The organism is Spirosoma arcticum (genome assembly GCF_054779955.1).
In genome coordinates this window covers 215,485-238,196 of the sequence record NZ_BAAGXG010000009.1, presented here as the reverse complement: position 1 = coordinate 238,196, position 22,712 = coordinate 215,485, and the positions used below count along the sequence as shown (strand labels likewise).

The following is a 22,712-nucleotide window of genomic DNA, read 5'->3' as shown; positions in this document are numbered from 1 at the left end:
GTACTCACCGACTAACCACTAACCGACTCGCTGACTGACCAAACTGACTAACTGAATTATGACCTACCAGGACGCTTACGATCAGTTGACTACCTTGGTTGACGAAATAGAAAATGAGCAGGTACCCCTCGACGAACTGCCCGGTAAGATCCGACTGGCGTCAGAACTCATTACGTTCTGTCAGGAGCGGCTTCGGGCGGTTGAAACGGACTACCAGAAAGCAATTGAACGGCTACCCAAGCGATAAACCGGGAATTTATGCCGATACGCTATACGACCTTTGCCAAACCTTGCCTAATTTTATCCCGGAGTGGATGCTCCCGGAGTGATGCTCCTGGCATAGATGCTACTGGAGTGGATAGTTCCACAACCGCTATTTTGAAAACATTCTTTCGGGAGATACCCATCCGGAACTAAATTTTGAAAGGGGTGCCTACGTTCGTTACCGGTTCTGTTTCCAAGTGCCAACTACCCCATTTCTGCCTGATTGAGCTACCTACTCTATGAATTTATTTAACACAATCAATGACGTTCTCAGCCCGGATGTTCTGTCGCGCATTGCTGCGTATGTTGACGAGCCAGCCGAGAAAGCCCATAAAGCCGTTGACGGTCTTGTCTACACCGTTGTTGGCGGGCTGATGAAGCGCACCACCACCGAAATTGGCGTCAATCAACTCTTCAATCATATTCAGAAAGGCCGGTACGACGGCAGCCTGACCGACAACCTGATTACGGTGCTGCGCGAACCCGCCCAGACCAACACGCTTATTACGCAGGGCAACGATGTGATTAGTCATCTGCTGCCCGCCATGAAAAGCTCCATCGGCACCATGATATCGGGATATGCCGGCATCCGCAACTCATCGGCAATTTCGTTGCTGGGCCTAACCAGCACCATCGTGCTACACGTGCTGGGCAAGCGGGTTAAAGACCAGAAATTAGATGCCGACGGACTGGCCGCATCGCTGTTTTCCGAGCGCGAAGCGTTTGTCAATGCCGTACCGGACGAATTCATGCCCCGGCTCGTCGAAAAAGTTGGCCTCCAGCAGGTCGTGGCCGGGCTGGCAGCCCCGGCCCGGCGCACAACGGTTGAGGTGCCCGTGCGCCAGTCGTCAGCCCAGTCGGGTGGTGCGTCGAGGGCTACGGCTGCGGCCACCCGGCCAGCCATTACCTACGAACCCGATGATTCGGGCGACGAAACGGGTTCGTTGGTCAAGTGGGGCATGGCAGCATTGCTCGTGTTAGCCCTCGCAGCCGTAGGCTACTATGTGTATCAGAACACCAAAAACCACGCCGATGAGACAAACGTGACCGACGCAACCGTCACCAGCGACACAGTTAGGGCCGACACCGTTTCGCGGTCGCTGGCGGTGCCCACCGACATGGCTCCTACGAGTGCATCTGTATCTACCCCGGCCCCGAAGGTCCCCGTCACGTCGCCAGTGGCCGTTTCTGGCGTTGCGGCCGGGACCTTAACGCAGCAACTGTCTCCTTATATTGGTAATGTCGCGTTGCCCAAAGGCCGCGTATTCCCCCTCAAAGGCGTAGCGTTCCAGCCCGGTTCGCTGTCGATGACACCCGGTTCGACAGCAACGATTGGTGAATTAGCCACCCTGCTCAAAACCTATCCGCGTTTGCAGGTGCAGCTTGTCGGCTACGCCAACGATGCCCAGGGCGGATTTACCAACAAGAGTCTGTCGTTCAAACGGGTGAACCAGATCAAACAGCAATTGATGGCGTCGGGGATCGATTTCGTACGCATCGACGCCATCGGACGCGGCACGGGAGTGAGTCGGCTCGATACGTCCGGTATTGCGAAACCCACCCTGCGCCGAATCGATTTGAAGGTTGTCGTGAAATAGCGTTGATTGACCTGACGCTCAGAAAAGCATATCGGGTAAAAAAAGCCGTGCCTTACTCAAAAGGCGCGGCTTTCTTGTGGACGAACGTGGTTATGAACATTAACCGGCTAACACCTTACGTAAAAGGAATCAGCAATTAGTACCTCCTGTGGGGGATAACTCGCGCTATTCGATACTGAATCAACTGGACAAGCTTCAATGTCCTGGCCACGCCAATGACGGTTGACACGGTGGCGGTAAGCAATCAGGATGTCCATCCGCCAACCACTACCACGGTGGTCGCTCAGCGGTGAGCAGCTACGAACGCTTACCGGGAAATTTCTCGAATACCCTGGCAACGGCCTCGCCAATTTGTACGGGTGTCACGCTGCGCCGGTTCAGCACGCTCGATACCGCCACGTCCCACACGAGCGCGTTTCGCTGCGCATCCACAACGTGCAGGCTAACAGTGCCTTCGTTGTAGGTACCAATTGGCACTTCCTGACTCCGCCATGAGTACCGCCGTTGCCCAATATAAAGTGGGGCTTCATTGATGGTCGTCTGGCGAGTCTGCGTTTTTTCTTTGATAACCGTTCCCAGATTCACCAGCAAATCCGGATTATCCTTGGTTTGCTGATAGCCCCGCTTTCCCAACTCGGCGGCAACAGCCTGTTTCACCTCCTCCACGGCAACCTGATACGCATCGCGGGGCGTTGGGTCGATGCGGTTGGTATCCACAAATGCAAAGGTTCGATAAGCCGACCAGGTGGCCGCTTTGTCGGACTGGTTACGGACAACGCGATACGGCGAACAGGCGACCACGCTTCCTAACAAAACGATCATTAATAGCTTCTTCACAACGTTTTTCGATTTATTGGATAACAAAAAATAGGGTCGTTTAGTCCCGATTCAGCCTGGTTTGATAGGCGCTGACACCGTTGCCAATCAGCCGTTTTCCAAAACAACTCCGGCCGGATGTGGTTCAATAAGCAGTCAACTATTCATTAATCACTCAACTACTATGGATTCAGGAACTGGAAAAACCGCCCTCGTTACCGGTGCATCGAGTGGCATCGGTCAGGAATTAGCCAAGTTATTTGCCCAGGACGGCTACAATTTAGTGCTAGTTGGCCGGAAGGAAGAGACCCTCGACCGGCTGGCCGACGTCTTCAAGGGTAACTATGGAACCCAGCAGGTCACGGTTATCAATAAAGATTTGTCGGAGGAAGATGCTGCGCAGGATGTGTATAATCAGGTGATAGCGCAGGGCATTACGGTTAATATTTTAGTCAACGACGCGGGCGCAAGCACCTACGGTAAGTTTGCCACCGAAACCGACTGGGAGCGCGAAAAGCAAATTGTTCACCTGAACGTGCTGGCCACGACGCAGTTGACCAAGCTGTTTTTGAAGGACATGGTTGGCCGCAACGAAGGACGCATTTTGCAATTAGCCTCGTTGGTTGCTATTACGCCCTTCCCGCTGATGGCCGTTTATGCCGCCACGAAAGCCTACATCTGGAACCTGACACAGTCGCTCATCAACGAAATTAAAGACACGAACGTGACCATGACGGCGCTAATGCCCAACGCCACGGCTACCAACTTTTTCCGGGAAGCGGGTGCGCCGAAACTAAACGTTGAGGACATGATGGACGATCCGGCGGTGGTTGCCAAAGATGCGTACAAGGCGCTAATGAAAGGCGAAGCCAAAGTGATTCCCGGTGGCATCGGCAACAAGGCGCAGGAGATGATGGCCTACGTATCCCCGCAGGAGGGACTGGCATCGGGGATGCGCAAACTGCTGTCGCCCAAGGACGAATCGGAGCAGGACAAAACGTCGGTCTGGACGATTGTGGGCATCGCAGCAGCCGTGATAACCGGTATCGCTCTGGTTACGGCCTACAATAATACCAACCCCGTTGACAGGGCACGGTATCGCTACCAGGCCGGTAAGCTGAAGGATCAGGCACTGAATCTGTTCGACGAAGCCGGGGAGTCGCTCGGTACGGCTAAAGATGCGGGCGTTGATAAGTGGGCGGGCATCAAAAAGATCGCCACCCGCGTGATAGCGGATACGTTTGCCTAAAGAACGATAAAGAACGGACCTGAACGGGGAACTTTGCCAAAGTTTAACTGGGGCGCATAGCCTTTGGCAAAGCTCCCCGTTCAGGTCCGTTCGCGTAATTCCAATAGACTCAAACAAATACGCAATGAAGAACCCCTCATTCTGGCGCATTGCCACAGCCGTGTTTGCCGTGGGCAGCATTATTTACACAACCACGTCGAGCAGCCGCTCGCGTCAACAAAGCCGGAAACGACAACCTAATGCACGGGCATCCGACTATGACGTGCCGGTCGAATACCAGAAAGTGTTTGACAAAAACCTGATCGTTCCGGCGGGCTGGGCGTTTGGCGTAGTTTGGTGGACGGTCTACTCCGGTTTAGGAGCGCTGCTGGTGCATCAGGCCCTGCCCGGGCAGTTGGCGAATCCGCGTTACCAGCGGGCATTGCCGTGGTGGTGGATTAGCTGGACCCTAAATGCCATTTTCGGCCGCTTCTTCTCGCAGGATGATGCGCGGAGCGTTGTTATCTCCGACCTGACCACCAAACTCAACCTGCCCGCTGCGCTGGCGTTGCACCAGAATCTGGAAATTGGCCGGACCAGCGTACCGGCTCCCGAAAAACACCTCCGCATCCCGGTGAGTTTGTATGCGGGCTGGCTCACGGTCGCCACCGTCGTTGGCACACCGAACACGCTGCTGACGCTCGGCCTGTGGAAACGTGACGATAAACGCGATGGGCCACTGGCAGCGGGCATGTTGGGGGCGACGGGCGCGGCTGGGTGTGTGATTGCGCGGCACCTGAACGACCCGTGGTACATGCTCCCGTTCGTGGCGGGGTTTGGCGGCATTGCCACGCAACAATGGACGAAGCACCCCCTCGTTGGCCGGACGGCGGCCACCCTTGCGCTGACGTATGCCGGGTTGCTGGCCTACTGGCTCCCTAAAGGTAAATTCCGTGACTACGACTACTCCGCCGAAGGTACTGACGCCGAACTACTATCCTGGCCGGTCAACTCATTGGCGATACGTCAGGCAGCGGATGAGCCGGAGCGGGTGACGGAAATCGACTAACCAACCGCTGAACCGTTCGGCCCTGAAACGCTGTTACCCGTCTGAACTTTCCCGGCGGAGAACCGCCCACTTGCACTTTCCCGTGAACGAAGAACAAAAAAGCGCCGGCCGTATTTTCGACATTGATATTCTCCAGCGGCTGTACGCCTTTGTGAAGCCGTACCAACTGCGCTTTTACGCCCTGATCGGCATCATTATGCTGGCGGCCTGTCTGGCCCCGCTCACACCCCTGCTCATCCGTTACACCATCGACAACGTGATTGCTGCGGGTGATTATGGACAGCTAACGCTGATGCTGGTGCTGATGATTGGGGTATTAATTGTGCAGGCCATTGTGCAGTTTTCAAACACGTATCTGTCGGGTTGGCTGGGTCAATATGTGATCCGCGACATTCGGGTGCAGTTATACCAGAAAATCATTCAGCTTCGGCTGAAATTCTTCGACAATACGCCCATTGGCCGGTTGGTTACGCGGTCTATTTCGGACGTTGAAACCTTGGCCGACGTGTTCAGCGAAGGCATGGCTGCCATTGCGGGCGACCTGCTGCAATTAGTGCTCATCATTGCCGTCATGTTCTACACCGACTGGCGGCTGGCGCTCATCAGCCTGTCGACCATTCCGCTGATGCTGTTCAGCACGTACGTTTTCAAGGAAAAGATCAAAACGTCGTTCAACGAAGTACGAACGGCCGTTGCCAACCTGAACTCGTTTGTGCAGGAGCACATCACGGGCATGAACATTGTCCAGATCTTCGGCAGTGAGAAAATCGAAGCCGAAAAGTTTCGCACCATCAACGATCAGCACCGGCAGGCCAACATTCGGTCAATCTGGTATTATTCGGTTTATTATCCCGTGGCCGACATAATATCGGCGGTGGCGGTTGGTCTGGTGGTCTGGTACGGTGCCGGGCGGGTCATCAGTGCCGATGTTACGTTTGGTACGATCACGGCCTTCGTCATGTTCATCAACCTGTTTTTTCGACCGATCAGGATGCTGGCCGACCGCTTCAACACCCTCCAGATGGGCATCGTCAGCACCGACCGTATTCTGAAACTATTGGATAGCGACGAGTTCACGACCAATGATGGCATCTACAAACCAGCCACCATTCGGGGTGAAGTGAAATTCGACAACGTTTGGTTTGCATATAACGACGAGGACTATGTGCTGCGCGATATTTCGTTTACCGTGGGCGAGGGCGACACCGTCGCGTTTGTGGGCGCAACGGGTGCGGGCAAATCGTCAATAATTAATCTGCTGAACCGCTTCTACGACATCAATAAGGGCACTATTGAGGTGGATGGGGTGGATGTTCATGACTACGAACTGGGGTATCTGCGCCAGAACATTGGCGTAGTGCTGCAAGACGTTTTCCTGTTTTCCGACACCATCGAAAACAACATTACGCTCGGCGACAAACGCATCAGCCGCGAAAAAATAGTTGAAGCGGCCAAATTGGTGGGCGTTCACGACTTCATTGAGCGGCTGCCAGGCGGTTACGAGTACAACGTTATGGAGCGCGGATCAACGCTTTCGGTGGGGCAGCGGCAGTTGATCTCCTTTGTGCGGGCAATGGTGCAGGACCCTAAAATCATCGTGCTCGACGAAGCCACCTCCTCGGTCGATACGGAAACGGAAGAGATGATTCAGGATGCCATCAGCAAATTAATGAAAGGCCGTACCGCCATCGTGATTGCGCACCGCCTGTCGACCATTCAGAAAGCCCACAATATCATCGTCGTGGACAAAGGGCGGATTGCGGAGCAGGGCAACCACGAGGAACTGCTTCAGCGTGAAGGCTTTTACGCCAACCTGTACCGGATGCAGTACAAAGAAGTCGTGTAACGTGTCGACGTTTAGCCAGTTATGCCCGTTAGATGAGCCGTCAGCTATCGACTTATTTTCGGTTCCGTTTCCAACCAATTTGCCCGCTCCCGGCTCTTTGCTCCATGAACCTCAGCACTCAACTCATGAAAAAGGCTTATTTTAACCGCACGGTCGCTGCCGGGCTGTTGCTGTTCGCGCTGATTGGCTGCCGCGAAATAACCACCATCGACCGGCCGTATCAGCGGGTGCTGATCAATAATTTCTCAACGCCAATCCGCACGCTGCTTCCGGCCCGCGATGATTACCCAAATTCCATCACGATCCGGGTTAGCGGCACCGTCAGCCAACCGGTTGCGCTGGTTGTCAATCAGTTAACCGCTACTACCGGACGGCAATTTGTCCGGCGTGATACGCTGGTGGCTGGCACGTACACGAACGCGTATTTTGGTGGTGACTACTACTCGAAAGAACAAACCGAACTGGTCGTGACAGGCGCACCGGGCGCAACGGGTTCGCTCAGTATCGACTGGTATCTCCAATAACCCTTCCCCTACCACTATGAACCGTTACGTTCTGTTACTCGGCGCTTTACTGTTGTCGGGCTTCATACGCGCCCAGGTCCCGGTGGGTCGCTACTCGGCCCGCGTGGGTGTTGACCTCACCTCGCTCGATGCGCCCGATGCCGTTGGTCCGCGTTACGTAGGCCGTTTGGCCCGTCACATCGGCAACGACCGGCTCGTGGTTGCCGCCGAAGCAGGCTATCTATACGTTACGTCGCCGAACAGGCCGTTCAATGACGTTGATCCCGGTCCCAACCGCCGGGAACGCTTCACGACCGATGCTACGGTGCTGTTCGATTTTCTGCGCCACCCACGCCACGCGCTGCGGCTGGGCGCGGGGCTGTCGGCCTGGTATCAGCGCGACGATACATACCGGGGCGCGAGCACACTGTCTACGCGAACCGGCCTGCAGGGCGTCGCCATTGACCGGCAGCAACGCCACGGCCTGAACACGGGTGGGCACCTGACCACCGAATACGAGTGGCTGTTTGACCCGCGCTGGGGTGCCGACGTTCGGTTGCGGGTGGCTAACTTAGGCGACGCGGGTATTAGTTCTATGCTCGGTGGCGGTATCAGTTACCGCTTCTAAGGAATTCTTACGGAAATCAACGGTATCCATTAATTGGCCAATCCGTTTGGGGGCCATTTACTCTTTTTTCCAAAAAGGCGCTTCACCCGTAAGGCCAACGGAATAACAAGTCCAAAGGAAATACTACTATTCCATTTATCTGTTTCTAATTTAACGGACTGATTCGGAAACAATAGCTGGGCAGCGAGTGGCTTTTTATTTATATGGGAAACATACACTTCAATATAGGCTCCGAGGCCACCCGAAGAACTTACCGCATCAATAATATTGAGTCTGACTTTACCCTCCACGCCTGGAATAATTGAGTTATTTTTTCTATACCCGTCGCTGAATAGCCCATCCACCATTGATACCCTTGAACTGGAGTAGCTCCCTACTGAATCGATTTGGTCAATACGGGCAACTTGCTGGGAAAAATAAATAAAGCCAATCAGAAAATGAGCCGTTACGGGGTAGAAAATATTTTGTCTATAACCTATCCGAAAACTGGACGTTTGATGAATGTAACGTAATCGGTTATCTTCTTTTCCTCTTGCTCTTCTTTGCAAGTACCTGAAGCAGATTGGTTCAATTAATATATTACGCAACTTATCCTCATTAATTATAAACCCAATGGAAGCCTCGCCACCCCAAAGATTTCTCTTCTTAAAAGCGTCGAATTCTTTGGCAAATAATTTGCTTAGATACTTATACTCATCAAAATCTTTGCCATACGTTCCCTGAACAGCCACGTAAATTGGGAATGGACCTGAAGCGTTCACATCCCTGAATCGATCATTTGGCAATTGAGCAAAAGCTGGCCAACTGGCTGCTAACCAGAAGAACGACAAAATACCGAATGTAGTTGCTTTCATTTGCTAAAGTGAGTAGCGACAAAATTCTTTAAACTGGTATACATTAGAAAATTCATCGCTTCATTCAATGGAATAGCAGTCGATGAACTACCAAAATAATCGTCATAATCAGATTTTTTGGAATCAGACAATTTTCGCATTGCCAGAAAGATGGGAATAAACTGAGTGAGCCTTTTCCTAAAATGAGGATACTGGGAAGCCGTTGGGCAAATATCAATGGGATCAATGATACCATCCAGGTCGGTCCCTAAGCAGACGTGTTTCCACGCGCTTTCACCAACTTTACCGGAGTTGTCGATGATATGAAATAAATTCTGAATGAATGGTTCAAGACTTAAATAATCATTCCTGAAAACAGCAAACAGTTGTTCAGGATTGACCATTCCAATCGGCATCGTATCTCTCGTGTATACTAACGCAGCGTCAATAAAATTTTTGTATTTTGGATCGGACTTGAAATAATCAAGTGACCTACAGATGAATTTTTTTCGTTCCGGTTTCAATAAACCACCCAATACGCGCTGTTCAAAAGGGATACCAATAATTCCATTTTTATCACAAATAGTTCGTATTTCTTCATCATATAAATTAAGACTTAAGGGGTAAAAGACACTATCCGCTGATGACTTGATTAATGAATATTCGTCAACAAAGTCCGAATAATTTATTTCATGTAGCCCGTTAACTCCACAATGTGAACAGATTGGAGGCACGTCGGCGAATTCAGCGTTTTTGAGCACCGTCTCATAAAAATACTTGCGGGTCGGATAATCGGCATGTTTTAAATCGATCAGTACGCGTCTATCCCCATTTTTTTTTGACAGTAAGCTATCAATCAGGAGCTTGCCGTATTGATTAATTGATTCAGTATAAAAAAGCCCTCTCCACTGCTCTAATAATTTTTTATCGTCGCTGGCCTTAATGCGGTATAACCGTTTGATTAGCGTTCGCCCCACACCCTTTGTATCAAGGGCGGTAGCATTTCCGGTCATTCCATTCCATGACAGATGGGATACGGTGACCATGAATACGGGCCTATCGCGATCAGCTTTTAACTCACGTATGTTTTTCTTAAGTTCCTCCATTACCACATCACTCAAACTCGCTTCCGCAATTTCGGATGCCTCTTTTATCTGAACTCTATTTTTATTAGCCGGGTTCTCAATTAATTGTTTATAATCATAATTAGAAGTAGTGTCTATAAAGTTCCTATAAATATATAGAGAATCTTCTTTAATTACCTGTTGTGCAAATATTATCTTCTCTTCCAAAATTTCTTTCTCTTTTTGAGGTTTTTCTTTAAGTTTTTCATTCAGGTACAAATGCCCCATGAATACTTTGTCCTGAAACGAATGAGCGCCTTCCATTACGTTAACAATAAAATGACTAACCGTATCAGTATTTAGTTGTTCACCGGATTCCAATAGCTTCCATCCAAAATTATTTAATTTTTGACTTTGGTTTTTTATAAGATTTAATTCGTTTTTATAGTTTTGCCAGTGCGTTAGAAAGAAGCGCTTTCGTTTTTTGTCAATTCCCCCGATTGTATTAAGCCACTCGCGTCTACTATTTGATTTAAAACGTCTGCTGATTATTCTTTTTGACCGACTATTTGCCAGATTATGTTCAAAAGGTGATATGGCATTAAAAGCAAGCTTTACGTTGCCTGCTTTTAGGTGAGGTAATGTAGCTTGTGAATAATGAAAAAGATTGTTGTTATTACTTTGCGGCTTAATCCATTTAGTTTCGTACAATTTTTTCAATAATTCGTATTTTTCCTGCTCTTCGGGTTCAGACATTGCTTTCGGATCAATTGAACAGATACGGGGCGGTTTCACGTACTCCCCATTATGCAGTACCTTTAATTTTCTATAGCGAAGCGCCCAAAGTAAATAATGATCGTTATTGTCTGAATTATCAAATATTTTTTGCGAAAGTTTCTTTTTTGCGCAGAAAAGAGGATCCTTTTGGTCCTTTTTTCTAAAATACATATTTTGAGCAAATTCGTTATGTGGTTTCATCGTTACATGGTAGTGCATATCAGCCACTTTGAATGTATCTGATTTTAATTCTTTATCGCCATTTTTAATTAATATTTTGTAAAATTTAATATTTTCTGAAAGCGGAACTTCTGTAGTGTCGCCGGAAACAGATATTTCCATTATATCGTTTGTAGTTAAACAGGTGGGGCAAATCTTCTTTCGAAAAATGCATTTTTTAGGTAGTTGAAAATTATGTTTTTTAGGTATTTCAAAATAGCCAAGCATATCGGTTCCTATGTCGAGTCCAACCCGGGGAATCCTTATTCTTGCATTTGAAATTATCGTATCAGTATGATAATCCCGAATAATACCATTTACGTGTTTTTGCTCATTAAACGTTAAACAGGAAGTAGTCAGTAAAGCAAACCAACTGTAACCAACGAAGTTAGAAACGCAGCTTCGGACTGTCAGGCCTGGTACTTTCTTGTCAATATTCATAAAATTTATTTTATCAACGCTCGTGGGATATGTTACTCTCATAGTAGAAATGTACCGGGGTCTCACTTCTCTAAACGCCTGTATCAGGCCGCTGCAACCAACGTAGCCGCATCAACCGTTTCAGTGCTTTAGACAATCTTATGTTTAATGCTCAAAAGTAAATGTCATTAATCAACAGGAAAAGGGGAAAAATACCCATTCTTTTTCCTGATTCGACGCGTATATCTACGGCCTTAATTATGCACAGGTCAGGTTACGACCAAACGCGGTGAGACGGGTCGCGCCGTTGTCAATTTCGCCGGGCACTTCTGAACAGGCATTACTATTAACTAATACACGACCTGGGTGCGCGAAACTGGCCTGAAAGTGCTATTAGCCCCTGAAGTGAGCAAAGAAGTAGCGCAGAACAAAACGCAGGTGTACGATTTACTCCCCGCCGACGTGCGGAGCAAGGTCGTGTGGCGCGATTCGTACTGGAACGCCGACGAAGCCATGTCGGTGTATGCTCGGCGACACCGTTTCGTTAAAGCTATTGCCGAATAAGAAAATCAAATCGCTGGTACTGGCCTTCGGCTGGCCGGGCATGAGGATTACCCCACGGCGTTGAAAATCCTTTATCCCAACTCATCATTCAGTCTCTCGATCCTATTTTCCAGTCTCTGTTTTTGACGGTTCGGTTTGATTTCCGCCAGTCAACCTGAGTGCGCCCGTTACGTTTGTCCTGTTAATCACAAGGGACAGAGACTGTGGGAAAGACGGTTTTTGTACCCTGAGACAAATCGAGTGATTAACGGTCAATCCCAACTTCATCATGAACAAGTCCGTTTTCGAGCGGTTTGCCGCTTCCTTTCTTGACCAGGCCATTTGGTATTTTCTCTGGACAATCCCCTTTTTTCTGGTGTTCTGGGTAATCGGCAAACGGTACTTCGCCAACCGGCGCATTCAGCCAGTGCAACGGGCCGACACCCGTCAGTACATCGCCGAGATCCGGCATTCGCTGGTTTTCGTGCTGCTTTATTCGGTGGCTGATCTGTGGCTGCTCCACGGCAGTTCGGGGGCGGCTGACACGGGCGGGCTGTTTAAAATCTACACCGACATCAATGAGCATGGCGGGGTACTGTATTCGGTCTTCACCTGTTTTGTGCTGTTCGTGATCGACGATACGTGGTTTTACTGGATGCACCGCACCATTCACCACCCGATGATCTACAAATACATGCATAAAGTTCATCACGAAAGCGTCGATACCACCCCCTTCACCGCCTACCGGTTTCACCCCGCAGAGGGCATTCTCGAAATGGGATCGGCGGTGCTGATCATTGGCTATGCTGCGGTAGTGCCGGTGCACCTCGGAGCTATCATTGCCTGGCAGGTGGGGGCCATTGCCTTCAACGTCATCGGACACATGGGCTACGAGATATACCCGGCCTGGTGGACAAACCACTGGTTGCTGAAGTGGAAAACGCCGTCGACGCACCACAACATGCACCACGAACGGTTCGATGGTAACTACGGGCTGTACTTTCTGTGGTGGGACCGGATCATGAATACCGAAATCGGGGATTACGAAGCTACCTACCGCGCCCTGTTTCGCCGGGGCAAGGCTGAAACGGAGGGGGACGATGCGGTTGAGGTACACCGCAAAGCCTATGACGACGGGGCCGACCAGCCAGCCAGCTTGCCCGCTCGGGCGGTAGCGCAGGCTCAGATAACGCTGGCCGGTCAGGTTCATGAGGTGCCGGTTCATCAGGACGAGACATTACTCGATGCGGCTTTGCGGGCGGGCGTGTCGGTGCCGTACTTGTGCCGGTCTGGTCGTTGCGGCACGTGCCGGGCGGTCTGCACTGCTGGCGAGGTCACGATGAATGAGACTCAGACGTACCTGACGCTCCAAGCCATTCAGCAGGGTCAGATTCTGATGTGCCAATCCAGAGCCCGTTCTGAACAGATCGACCTGCGCGTTTCATAACGAATACCAGCTATGGTGTAGTCAGAATCAGGGATGCGCTTAAGCGGGGTTGAACGGTCAGGCAGAAGACAGCCGGGGCAGTAACAGTTCAGTTGCTATTTGTCGAAATGCACTCCGGCGCAGCCCACCAATTCGTTGAGTGTCAAATAACTTAACTGCGTCGCATGATGCGCCCGGCCACGCCGGGGAGCCAGCGGTGCAGGGTTAGCAGCACCTTTGCCCGACCAATGCGCGTTTCGAGCCGGTTGGTTTGCCAGCCGGTCATAAATTCATCAACCAGCGCGTCCGGCGAAATCTTGCCACTGCCGGACCGCACGCCCCGCCGTCATGGGCGTATCGACTAAGGGCGGAATCACTTCCATCACCCGCACACCAGGCAGTTGATACCGCAATGCCTGGGTGAAAATATGAATACCCGCTTTGGTAGCGTCGTACACCGGAGCCGACGCTTTCGGCACAAACCCCAGCGCCGACGACATGTTCACAATGGCCGGGTCCTGGTTGGCGGTCAGCAAGGCAATCAGTTTGGTGGGTGCTATCAGGTTGATCCTGATTTCGTAGTCGACTTTACAGAGGGCATCCGGCTCCGTGTCGAATTGGTAATTGTATTGTACCGATGCATTGTTAATTAGCACGTTGAGCCGGGGGTGGTGCTGTTCTAACATAATGAACCAGTTCGTGGAGATCTTCGGCCCGGCTCAAATCACCCCGGAACGTATGGAGCGCAGGCAGTTCAGTAAGCTGAATCTGCCGTAGTCTCTCCGCGTCCCGCCCCGTAATAATAACTTCGTTACCTGACTGGACAAATCGCCGGCCCATAGCCAGGCCAATGCCGGATGAGCCGCCGGTGATGAGGATGCAATTCCCCGTTGTTTTCATGACTTTTGATTGACTGAACCTGACCAGAGCGATTTGATAGAGATGGTCCGCCACTGCGATGGTCCGCCACTGCGGTGTTTTTAAACGTGATTATGAAGACAAAGATCACGTACCCACAAACGCCAGTCATTTACATAGGTAAAGAAGTGAAGCAACTACGAACCAGTTACCGACCGGCTATTGCCCGGCGAATGCGGCTGAGCTGAGTAGGCGTTACGCCGAGATAAGAGGCAATGTGGTACTGCGGAATGAGTTGCTCCAAATGGCCATAGTCGCGCTGAAACTGCTCGTAGCGCTGACCTGCATCCAGCAAGACCAGTTCCACCTCGCGCTGTTCCTTCTGAACAAAATACAGCTCGGCATTGCGCCGGGCAATCCGCTCCAGGTCAGGAAAGCGGTCGCAGCATTCGTTGAAGCGGGCGTAGTTGGCCACCCAGATCGTGCAGTCGGTCATGGCCTGCTGGTAGATCAGGTTGGGTTGCCCCGTCACCAAGGAGGAGTAGGCTCCGATGGTCGTAGGGGCGGTGAAAAAGTGTTTGTTGTACTCGGTCCCGTCGGCAGTGCGATAGAATACCCGAACCACGCCCTCGGCCATGAAGGCGAAGGAATCAGCCACCGGCCCGGCTTCCGCAAAATAGGCGTGCTTGCTGAGCAGCCGCTGCTGGAATAACGGCGCGATGGCCTGCCAGGCAGCTTCCGAAAGTGGGGCAATGGCGTTGAAGTAGGTGAAAAGCGGGGACTGAGCCATGCCCTGAATGTCGGTAACGATTCACTAAGTCGCAACAGTGGAGAGGCCAACCCCTCGGGCTGATCTGCCGGTAGCGCGGGTAGCGGGACGGCCATTCGAGTAGGTTCGGGAATAAATCCAGCATTGGCGGCAACAAATTTTCTCCTACTTTTAAGGTGAATATTCCTAAAAGTTACGCTATTACTGCCATGGATAACGCTCGCTGGCTCTTCTCAATACTGGTTGTCGCCCTTTCCGTAGCCCGAACAGACAGCACGGCTCAGTCTTCCAAAAGCAGGCCAATTCAGGACACCGCCCGAATCGACCGCGACTATGCACTGGAAGCGACCATGCTGGGTTATTTCGGCAGGGATGGTTCCCGCAACCCTACGCTGCGGGCCAACAAAGGCGACCGCGTTCGGATTACGATTACCAACGGGGAGCTGATGACGCACGACATTGCGCTGGAAAAACTGGGCGTGAAAAGCAGAACGCTTCAGGAAAAGGGAACCCGCACCAGCATTACGTTTACCGCCGAAAAAAGCGATACGTATTTCTGTTCGGTTCCGGGGCACCGGGCGGCCGGTATGGTCGGCGCTTTTGAGGTGGTGGAAGGCGTGATTTCGAATGCGACGGTTGCCGGACAGCTACCGATGAAAAATGGACAACCGCTAAATCTAAACTTCGAGACGGGTACGCTGAAAGACTGGACCGCCACCGGCGATGCGTTTGCCGACCCGCTTTTCGCCGAAGACCCTTCCCCCGTTCACGAAAAAGAGATGCACATCGGCTTCGATGGAACCCATTTTCTGAGCAGCGGGGGAACAACAAACTATAAACTGACCGGCACACTAACCTCCGTACCGTTTACTGTGAGCCAGCCTTTTGCCGCCTTCCGGGTTTCGGGCGGGGCCTTGCTCGATACGCGCGTTGAACTCGTACTGGCGGGGACGGATCAGGTCATTTTTCACAGCACCGGGCAAGGCAGGGCTACCCTTCAGCCGGTGGTGGTGGATCTGCAACCGTATCTAAATCGGGAGATCGTCATCCGCATCATTGATAACGAGACCGGAATTTCGCAGATCCCCTACATACCAAACGACAAATGGGCGCACATTAACTTCGATGAATTTCTTTTTTACCCCAGCCGTCCCAATTTCCCCAACGAACTGAAACAGAAGGACATTATTATCCTGCCGCCCTTAGACCCGGTCCTTCATGCTGGGCTATCGGGTAGCGAAGCGGCCAAGGTGATGACGCTTCCCAAAGGATTTACCATTATGCTGGCAGCCGCCGAACCGGATATTATTCGCCCCATCAGCTTTACCCTTGATTCACGCGGCAGGCTTTGGGTGGTTGAGGGACACACTTATCCCGTTCCGGCACCAGAAGGACAGGGTCGGGACCGTATTCTTATTTTTGAAGACACCAATGGCGATGGCACCCTGGACAAACGCAAAGTCTTTGCCGAAGGACTGAACTTAGTCAGCGGCATTGAGGTGGGTATGGGCGGGGTGTGGCTCGGTGCGGCCCCCTACCTGCTATTTATTCCGGTTGATGCCAAAACTGATTTGCCCGCTGGTCCGCCCCAGAAACTGCTCGACGGCTGGGGCACGCAGGATACGCACGAGGTCCTGAACAGCCTGCGGTGGGGACCGGATGGCTGGCTGTACGGCAATCACGGCGTGTTCACTCATTCGAACGTCGGGAAAGTGGGCGCTCCCGATTCGGAACGAACGAAACTCAACGCCGGGGTCTGGCGGTATCACCCGACGACGCACCAGTTCGAGGTCTTCGCCGAAGGCACCAGCAACCCCTGGGGGCTTGATTTCAATGACTACGGGCACGCTTTCATCACCGCCTGCGTGATTCCGCACATGTATCACATGATACAGGGCGGGCGCTACCACCGGCAGGGCGGCAACCATTTCAATCCCTACACCTACGACGACCTCAAAACCCACGCCGACCATGTTCACTGGGTGGGCGAACGCGGCCCTCATGCCGGTAATTTCCGGTCGGCTTCGGCGGGGGGTGGCCATGCCCATGCCGGGGCAATGATTTACCTCGGTGGAGATTCATGGCCGAAAGAATACCGCAATACCATTTTCATGAACAACATCAACGGCGCCCGGCTGAATCGGGACCAGCCGACCCGATCTGGATCGGGGTATACGGTCACCCACAAACCGGATTTCCTGACCATGAACGACGCGTGGTCGCAATGGCTTAATATGAAATATGACCCCAGCGGTTCGGTGTATGCTATCGACTGGTACGATAAAAACCAGTGCCACAGCCCAAATCCCGATGTGCATAACAAAACCATGGGCCGGATCTTCAAAATCACCCACGAAAACGACAAACGGGTGCAGGTCGATTTAGCCAAAGCTACGGACCAGGACTTGGTGAATTATCAGCTTCATACCAACGAATGGTACGTGCGGCAGGCCCGGACGATTTTGCAGGAGCGCGGCCCGAACAAAAAGGTGCATAAAGCGCTGAAAGAGATCCTGGCCCAAAACCCAGACGCCACCCGAAAACTCCGGGCGCTGTGGGCACTTCACGTGACGAAAGGACTTACCGAAGCGGAGTTGACGAATTTACTGGGTCACGAAAATGAACACGTCAGAAGCTGGTCTATTCAGCTACTGGCCGAAAATAAAGCCGTTTCGCCCCAGACCCTGAAGCGGTTTGCCACGCTGGCGCAGCAGGACACGTCCGCGCTGGTCCGGCTCTACCTGACATCGGCCATTCTCCGGCTGGAACCGGCTCAGCGGTGGGACGTGCTGGATGCGCTTGTTCAGCGGTTCGACGACAAGGACGACCATAATCTGCCGCTGATGCTTTGGTACGCTGCCGAACCCTTAGCTGCTATTGATATGAAGCGGGCGCTGGCGCTGGCTCAAAAATCAAAAATGCCGAAGCACCTGCCGTACACGATTCAACGCATTGCTGCCATTGGCAGCGACGATTCTAAAAGGCTGCTGAAAGAATTGAATGACCGATTGGGCAAACTGGAACACTCGCCCGAACAGCATGAAATTCAAACGCTGCTTGCTAAAGTGTTGGGAGAGTGAGCCAATCTGCGTTCTATTCGCTGAAGCGTAATCAGTCAACTACGTATGAGGACAAGAATCGATCAAAATCGCCGACGGGTATTGAGCAGTCTGCTGCTTTTCTGCTGGCTGACAAACGCGTACAGTCAGACAAAACAGGCTACCCCGTCAACTGACTTTAAAAAGACGAAGATCACCGGCGATTTCATCTCGGAGGGTGTAGCCGTAGCCGACCTGAATAAGGATGGTCGCCCGGATATTGTTGCCGGGTACTATTGGTTTGAAGCCCCCACCTGGACCCGTCATGAGCTGGCCCCTTCCCGAACGTTTGACCCACGAAAGGAATACAGCAATTCGTTTTTGAACCTGGGCATGGACGTAAATCAGGACGGCTGGGATGACGTAGTGATCGTTGATTTTCCCGGAAAGCCGGGCTTTTGATTCGAGAATCCAAAAAAAGAATCAGGTGACTGGAAAAAACACATCATCGCCGACTCGGTAGGCATCACCAACGAATCACCGGGCTTTGTTGACGTGGATGGTGATGGCCGACTCGATATCTTATGCGGGGATAAGACCAAGAAGCAAATTGTCTGGCTGCAGGCCCCGCTGAAACGGGGCGACACGATGTGGAAGCGGTTCGCCCTCAGCAATGAGAACGTTCATGGAACGGAAATCTTTTCGCACGGCATTGGCTACGGCGACGTAGACGGGGATGGACTGAAAGACGTGGTCGTTCGGGAAGGGTGGTTCAGGGGCACGGCCGATAGGAAAGCGGGCAACTGGGTATTTCAGTCGGCCAATCTGGGCGAACCTTGTTCGCACATGCAGGTGCTGGACGTAAACGGAGACGGGAAAAATGATGTCGTCAGCGCATCGGCCCACGCGTTGGGTGTGTGGTGGCACGAACAAGTGAATGAGGATGGTACGCTCAACTTCAAAACCCATCTGATGAGTACCACAACCGCCCAGACCCATTCGTCCATTATGGCCGATCTGAACGGCGATGGCCGGGCCGATTACATCACCGGAAAGCGATTTCTGGCTCACCACGGCCGTGACCCCGGCGACAGTGATGCGGCCATTCTGCTGTGGTTAGACCTCAACCCGAATAAGCAGCCTCACTGGAGTGAGCACGTGATTGATACTGATTCTGGGGCGGGTCTCAATATCGTGGTGCAGGACATGAACGGCGACCGAAAGCCGGACATTGTCACGGCCAACAAGAATGGCGTTTTCTTGTTTGAAAACCGAATGAAGCAATAGAATTGTACAAGCGTCGCAACGCCCTGATCGCTACGCCCGCAACGCGTCTTCTTCATCGTCCGGTCCGTGACCGGTAGTGCCTTCCGTAATCACCTTGTGGCCGGACACATTGGGCGTATCGTTGGTTGGACCGGGGCCACTGCCATCAAGTGCGTAAGCAATGGAGTCGGCTAAGTTGTCGGGCGCTAACTTGGGCGAATCACTGGATTGCGTCGATTCCTCAACGGGTTCGGGATATTGTTCGCCAGCCTGCTGATTGATTACTTCTTCGTCGGCATGAGGATCATTATCCATACCCGATGGCACTTGACTGGAGTCTCCGCCGTGGTCCGGCATTTCAACTGGGTCAGTGGAATCAGGGATGAGGTATCGCATGGCCGTGTTGATTTAGTAAAGTTATTTAACGCATCAACCGGCTTGGCTGTTTCAAAACAACCTATCAGTTCGGTTAGGAGTAGGAGCAGCCGGTTAAGTGAACTATTTACTATTCAGCGTAGCTCCTATTCGTTTGTGTGTCGCCAATTTCCAGAGTCCCTCTCCAGCTACCCCTGATGAATATTCATTGGTCTGCCAGCGATAAGTACGATTTCATCAAGTGAAGAATTATGCACTGATCGGTATGGCAATGTCTCTCCCCGGTCGGTGATACCACCGACCGGGGAGAGGTTTCAGAACCTCGTTCTAATACGCAGGCCATTATATGTGTAACCACTCTGTACACCTTGGATAACAGGCGCGAACGATACCTGCATATTTTTCGCCTGTCGTTCCAGTTCCTTTGCTCTTGAGCGCCTGGAAATGTCTTTGCCAATACCAAATATGGTAAAGAGTGATAAAGCACCACCTCCCACTGCCATGACATAAGCCCATGGGCTTGGCTCCTCATTTGCTGGATTACTTACCGCACTTACACCTATAGCTGTCCCCAAACCACCTCCTAATAGAAACAGAAACCGGGAATTACCACTTGCAGCATATCTCAAACCTTTAGCTTCGTTCAAGAGTGCCTCTTTCTCCTGAAGTGTACCGAATCGTCTGCTTGTCCGCTCCTGTTCTTTACGCTCACCGGCTTTCTCAAAGGCATCGGCCAGTAATCCGGCACCCCCTACAATAGCCTGTTGATTCGGGGTCATCTGGTCAAACTGAACCTGCTGATCGGGACTCAACCGGTTTCTCATCTGGTCTTTCAGGGTAGTGCCGCCACTTGGTGAGTAAGTAGATGGCGACGAGTTACCGCTCCTGCTGCCACCTCCGGAGTTATTGCGTGAACTGCCACCACCAGAACTTTTCCCTGCCATGCAATCAGCTAATTGCTGGGGCACATCCGTCATGGAAGAATTCTCTGGACAGTTGGGCGGGTTTTGAGTAAGAGGTTTGTATCGTTCACAATCAGATTCGCTCACTCCCGATCCCGTTCTCAACGTTTTTACCATGCACTCATTCCATTCGGCGAGTTTAATCATGTAAACCCGCTGTTCCGGGCATTTCGTAATGTCGGCTAAACAGCGAGCTGTTTGGGCTCCTTTAGCATACTGCTCGTAAAGTTGCTGCCCATACCCTGTAGTCGGGCTGTTTAATACAAATAGTGTCCAAAGGGCAAGACAGAAAAATACATTTCGCAGGCGTGGGGATAGAGTTTTCATGGTAATCCGGTTTGGTTTTAGAATTTTACTTTGATACTGTTGATCTGAATTCGCTGACGTTCGAGCGGTTTTATTACTCCATCCCGAATTTCTGCTGCTTCCTCCTTCGTTAAGGACCTGATTCCCTTCTCAAAATAGAGCGAACACGGATTTGTGTATGACGGAATCACTTCGTCAAATTTGTACGCTTTACCACTGGCTTTGTTAACGTAGCGCAGGTAAGCCCTCAATAAATTATCCCGCGTTTCGTCCGGCTTAGTTGGGTCATAGCTAAATACCTCGGTCACGTAGTAGATTTTTTGGCCGGGACAGCTAAAATTGAGAAAGCCATAACTACTGCCCGATGCAAACTTGTAGTCGCTATAGTCAGCATAATCAAAGGGACTAATGTCAGCATTTGCCCGGTTCGACGTTGACTCTTGACCCGGCAAATCAGAGCCTTGCCAATCAGAACTGCGCTGTCCTGGTCCCGAATTTGCACCAGATACAGCAGCCTTGTCAGTCCTACCGTAGTACTTCACAATTACCTCAGCGTGAGTGGGTAAATATTCCTCGGAGGAACTCCGGCCTTCGACTACCGCAAAAACACGGCTCGTAGCAGGAGAGACCTGGCCCATATCAAAAAACACATTTGAAACCGTTGCCGATTTGACCGTTGCTTTTTTCGGATTGATATACGCGCTTGAGGGTGCTGCCCGTACATAAAATGGATACTTCCCGTTGTTGATTATTTTCAGGTAATCGCCGTTGCGTTGTCGGTTACCGCTCGCATTGCAGATAAAGGCGGTAACATCGGCATTGATGAACAGTTCGTCGTTCCCGAATGAGGTCACTACAACCTCTTTCTCAACCCAGCCGTCGCCTAAAAACAGGCATAGGAGAAGCTGAAGTGAGGTAATCACCTTTAATACTTCCATGATTTTGTAAAGAATTTGTTCGGTTGTATTTGGTAAGCACAACCGTTTTTTGTCAAGTTCGCTACGGATCGTTAGCGGGTACTCGTGGTGGGATTATAAATAGGTGCCTGGCGAGAATTATCGGGAATAACCTCCCACTTAAAACGATTGGGATTGTTAAACTTTAGATAGGGCTTTTTAAGAAAGAAACTGGTTACGACCATACCGACTCCAGCCACATAAGCCGGTACTTCCCAGGTAAGTGCTTTTTGGTAGTAAGTGGAGCCGTAAGTCGTATATGACCCGTAGTTCGATTTATTATTGGACGATAGATAAGCCGCCACGGTAAGCAATGCTCCCCCAAAGCGAAATATGTTCTGGACAGCGTTGGATGATTTATGCTTGATGCCAGTGATATTCCGATAAGGCATGCCGTAGTCGGTTCCACCTGCTGTGAGCAGTAATTTTTCGCGACCAACCCCCTGCACCTGATAGCTCGAAAAGTTGCCGTTATAGAAGTCATCGTCATTCTTAAGCCGTATGTGGTCTCCGCTCTTGAACGTGTATTGTCGCCCGTTAGTCAATTTTGTAAGTAGCAGGCGAGTAGTTTGTGGGTTTTCAACCAAAGCGGTCGGGCTGCTTGCCGAAGGCACCAGGGGGACCACCGGCTGAGGAGTATCGGTTAGGGAAGTTGGCACCGATGCAACAAAAGGCATAGGAACGGAAGTGAATTTCTCGCGGGTTCCGTCTTTGTAAATGATGACGAATACTTCCGACTTTTTTAGCGTATAGGTCGGGCCATCAAGCCGGTTGAAGTGCTTGAATTTCACCTCATCGTTGGTAACTTCCACCACTTTGGCCGACAGTTCAGTCTGGTCGGTTTTCAGGATGGTGTCCTGTGCTTTTACCAGCGGGCACAGCAATAGTATCAGTATAAAGAGTTGTATGGTTTTCATGGCCGTGATGGGAAGCCCTCCCCGCTGACCA

20 protein-coding genes and 1 pseudogene are annotated in these 22,712 nt (G+C 51.4%); 11 read left to right on the top strand and 10 right to left on the bottom strand.

The annotated features are described in order from the left end of the window. Positions 1-58: 58 nt before the first annotated feature. A complete protein-coding gene (xseB, locus tag ACYVHB_RS21205) occupies positions 59-247 on the top strand; it encodes an exodeoxyribonuclease VII small subunit (protein ID WP_461053794.1) in 189 nt (62 codons plus the stop codon). Between the two features lie 256 nt (positions 248-503). After that, a complete protein-coding gene (locus ACYVHB_RS21200) occupies positions 504-1,862 on the top strand; it encodes a DUF937 domain-containing protein (protein WP_461053793.1) in 1,359 nt (452 codons plus the stop codon). Positions 1,863-2,159: 297 nt separating this feature from the next. Here the strand turns inward: ACYVHB_RS21200 and ACYVHB_RS21195 are convergent, their stop codons facing one another. Further along, the gene (locus ACYVHB_RS21195; RefSeq protein WP_461053792.1) at positions 2,160-2,699 is read right to left on the bottom strand and encodes a DUF4136 domain-containing protein; all 540 of its coding nucleotides are present in this window, start codon (positions 2,697-2,699) and stop codon (positions 2,160-2,162) included. A gap of 163 nt (positions 2,700-2,862) precedes the next feature. Between ACYVHB_RS21195 and ACYVHB_RS21190 the strand changes: the two genes are divergently transcribed. From ACYVHB_RS21190 to ACYVHB_RS21170, 5 genes are all read left to right on the top strand, one after another. Then, positions 2,863-3,927, top strand: coding sequence for an SDR family NAD(P)-dependent oxidoreductase (locus ACYVHB_RS21190; protein ID WP_461053791.1), 1,065 nt, complete (start codon positions 2,863-2,865; stop codon positions 3,925-3,927). Positions 3,928-4,051: 124 nt separating this feature from the next. Beyond that, positions 4,052-4,975, top strand: coding sequence for a tryptophan-rich sensory protein (locus tag ACYVHB_RS21185; RefSeq protein WP_461053790.1), 924 nt, complete (start codon positions 4,052-4,054; stop codon positions 4,973-4,975). 82 nt (positions 4,976-5,057) lie between these two features. Further along, complete coding sequence (locus tag ACYVHB_RS21180) at positions 5,058-6,821, top strand: ABC transporter ATP-binding protein (protein WP_461053789.1); 1,764 nt, start codon at positions 5,058-5,060, stop codon at positions 6,819-6,821. Between the two features lie 125 nt (positions 6,822-6,946). Beyond that, complete coding sequence (locus tag ACYVHB_RS21175; protein ID WP_461053788.1) at positions 6,947-7,345, top strand: hypothetical protein; 399 nt, start codon at positions 6,947-6,949, stop codon at positions 7,343-7,345. A gap of 16 nt (positions 7,346-7,361) precedes the next feature. Continuing rightward, positions 7,362-7,952 carry a hypothetical protein gene (locus ACYVHB_RS21170; RefSeq protein ID WP_461053787.1) on the top strand — a complete coding sequence of 197 codons (591 nt, stop codon included), beginning with the start codon at positions 7,362-7,364 and terminating at the stop codon, positions 7,950-7,952. A 29-nt stretch (positions 7,953-7,981) separates the two neighbouring features. Here ACYVHB_RS21170 and ACYVHB_RS21165 read toward each other — a convergent pair whose 3' ends face one another. Then, complete coding sequence (locus ACYVHB_RS21165; protein ID WP_461053786.1) at positions 7,982-8,806, bottom strand: hypothetical protein; 825 nt, start codon at positions 8,804-8,806, stop codon at positions 7,982-7,984. Further along, complete coding sequence (locus ACYVHB_RS21160; protein WP_461053785.1) at positions 8,803-11,286, bottom strand: hypothetical protein; 2,484 nt, start codon at positions 11,284-11,286, stop codon at positions 8,803-8,805. The genes ACYVHB_RS21165 and ACYVHB_RS21160 overlap by 4 nt, the downstream gene beginning before the upstream one ends. A gap of 345 nt (positions 11,287-11,631) precedes the next feature. Here ACYVHB_RS21160 and ACYVHB_RS21155 point away from each other — a divergent pair, with 345 nt between their 5' ends. Both ACYVHB_RS21155 and ACYVHB_RS21150 read left to right on the top strand, forming a co-directional pair. After that, on the top strand, positions 11,632-11,829 hold the full coding sequence (locus tag ACYVHB_RS21155) for a hypothetical protein (protein WP_461053784.1): 198 nt from the start codon (positions 11,632-11,634) through the stop codon (positions 11,827-11,829). Positions 11,830-12,097: 268 nt separating this feature from the next. Continuing rightward, positions 12,098-13,255 (top strand): sterol desaturase family protein, encoded by a 1,158-nt coding sequence (locus tag ACYVHB_RS21150; RefSeq protein ID WP_461053783.1) that lies wholly within the window; start codon positions 12,098-12,100, stop codon positions 13,253-13,255. A 272-nt stretch (positions 13,256-13,527) separates the two neighbouring features. Here the strand turns inward: ACYVHB_RS21150 and ACYVHB_RS21145 are convergent, their stop codons facing one another. The 3 genes from ACYVHB_RS21145 to ACYVHB_RS21135 form a co-directional block, all read right to left on the bottom strand. Next, positions 13,528-13,920, bottom strand: coding sequence for an SDR family NAD(P)-dependent oxidoreductase (locus tag ACYVHB_RS21145; protein WP_461053782.1), 393 nt, complete (start codon positions 13,918-13,920; stop codon positions 13,528-13,530). After that, positions 13,880-14,134, bottom strand: coding sequence for an SDR family NAD(P)-dependent oxidoreductase (locus ACYVHB_RS21140; protein WP_461053781.1), 255 nt, complete (start codon positions 14,132-14,134; stop codon positions 13,880-13,882). Before ACYVHB_RS21140 ends, ACYVHB_RS21145 begins: the two co-directional genes overlap by 41 nt. A 166-nt stretch (positions 14,135-14,300) precedes the next feature. Beyond that, complete coding sequence (locus tag ACYVHB_RS21135; protein WP_461053780.1) at positions 14,301-14,882, bottom strand: Crp/Fnr family transcriptional regulator; 582 nt, start codon at positions 14,880-14,882, stop codon at positions 14,301-14,303. A gap of 188 nt (positions 14,883-15,070) precedes the next feature. Here ACYVHB_RS21135 and ACYVHB_RS21130 point away from each other — a divergent pair, with 188 nt between their 5' ends. Continuing rightward, on the top strand, positions 15,071-17,941 hold the full coding sequence (locus tag ACYVHB_RS21130; protein WP_461053779.1) for a PVC-type heme-binding CxxCH protein: 2,871 nt from the start codon (positions 15,071-15,073) through the stop codon (positions 17,939-17,941). Between the two features lie 45 nt (positions 17,942-17,986). Continuing rightward, positions 17,987-19,186 (top strand): annotated as a pseudogene (locus tag ACYVHB_RS21125) (FG-GAP repeat domain-containing protein). A gap of 30 nt (positions 19,187-19,216) precedes the next feature. Here the strand turns inward: ACYVHB_RS21125 and ACYVHB_RS21120 are convergent. From ACYVHB_RS21120 to ACYVHB_RS21105, 4 genes are all read right to left on the bottom strand, one after another. Further along, positions 19,217-19,561: a hypothetical protein gene (locus ACYVHB_RS21120; RefSeq protein ID WP_461053778.1), complete on the bottom strand. Its 345-nt coding sequence runs from the start codon at positions 19,559-19,561 to the stop codon at positions 19,217-19,219. A 293-nt stretch (positions 19,562-19,854) separates the two neighbouring features. Next, positions 19,855-20,829 carry a hypothetical protein gene (locus ACYVHB_RS21115; protein WP_461053777.1) on the bottom strand — a complete coding sequence of 325 codons (975 nt, stop codon included), beginning with the start codon at positions 20,827-20,829 and terminating at the stop codon, positions 19,855-19,857. A gap of 17 nt (positions 20,830-20,846) precedes the next feature. After that, positions 20,847-21,746, bottom strand: coding sequence for a hypothetical protein (locus ACYVHB_RS21110; RefSeq protein WP_461053776.1), 900 nt, complete (start codon positions 21,744-21,746; stop codon positions 20,847-20,849). A gap of 71 nt (positions 21,747-21,817) precedes the next feature. Next, positions 21,818-22,681 carry a hypothetical protein gene (locus ACYVHB_RS21105; RefSeq protein ID WP_461053775.1) on the bottom strand — a complete coding sequence of 288 codons (864 nt, stop codon included), beginning with the start codon at positions 22,679-22,681 and terminating at the stop codon, positions 21,818-21,820. Between the last annotated feature and the right edge of the window lie 31 nt (positions 22,682-22,712).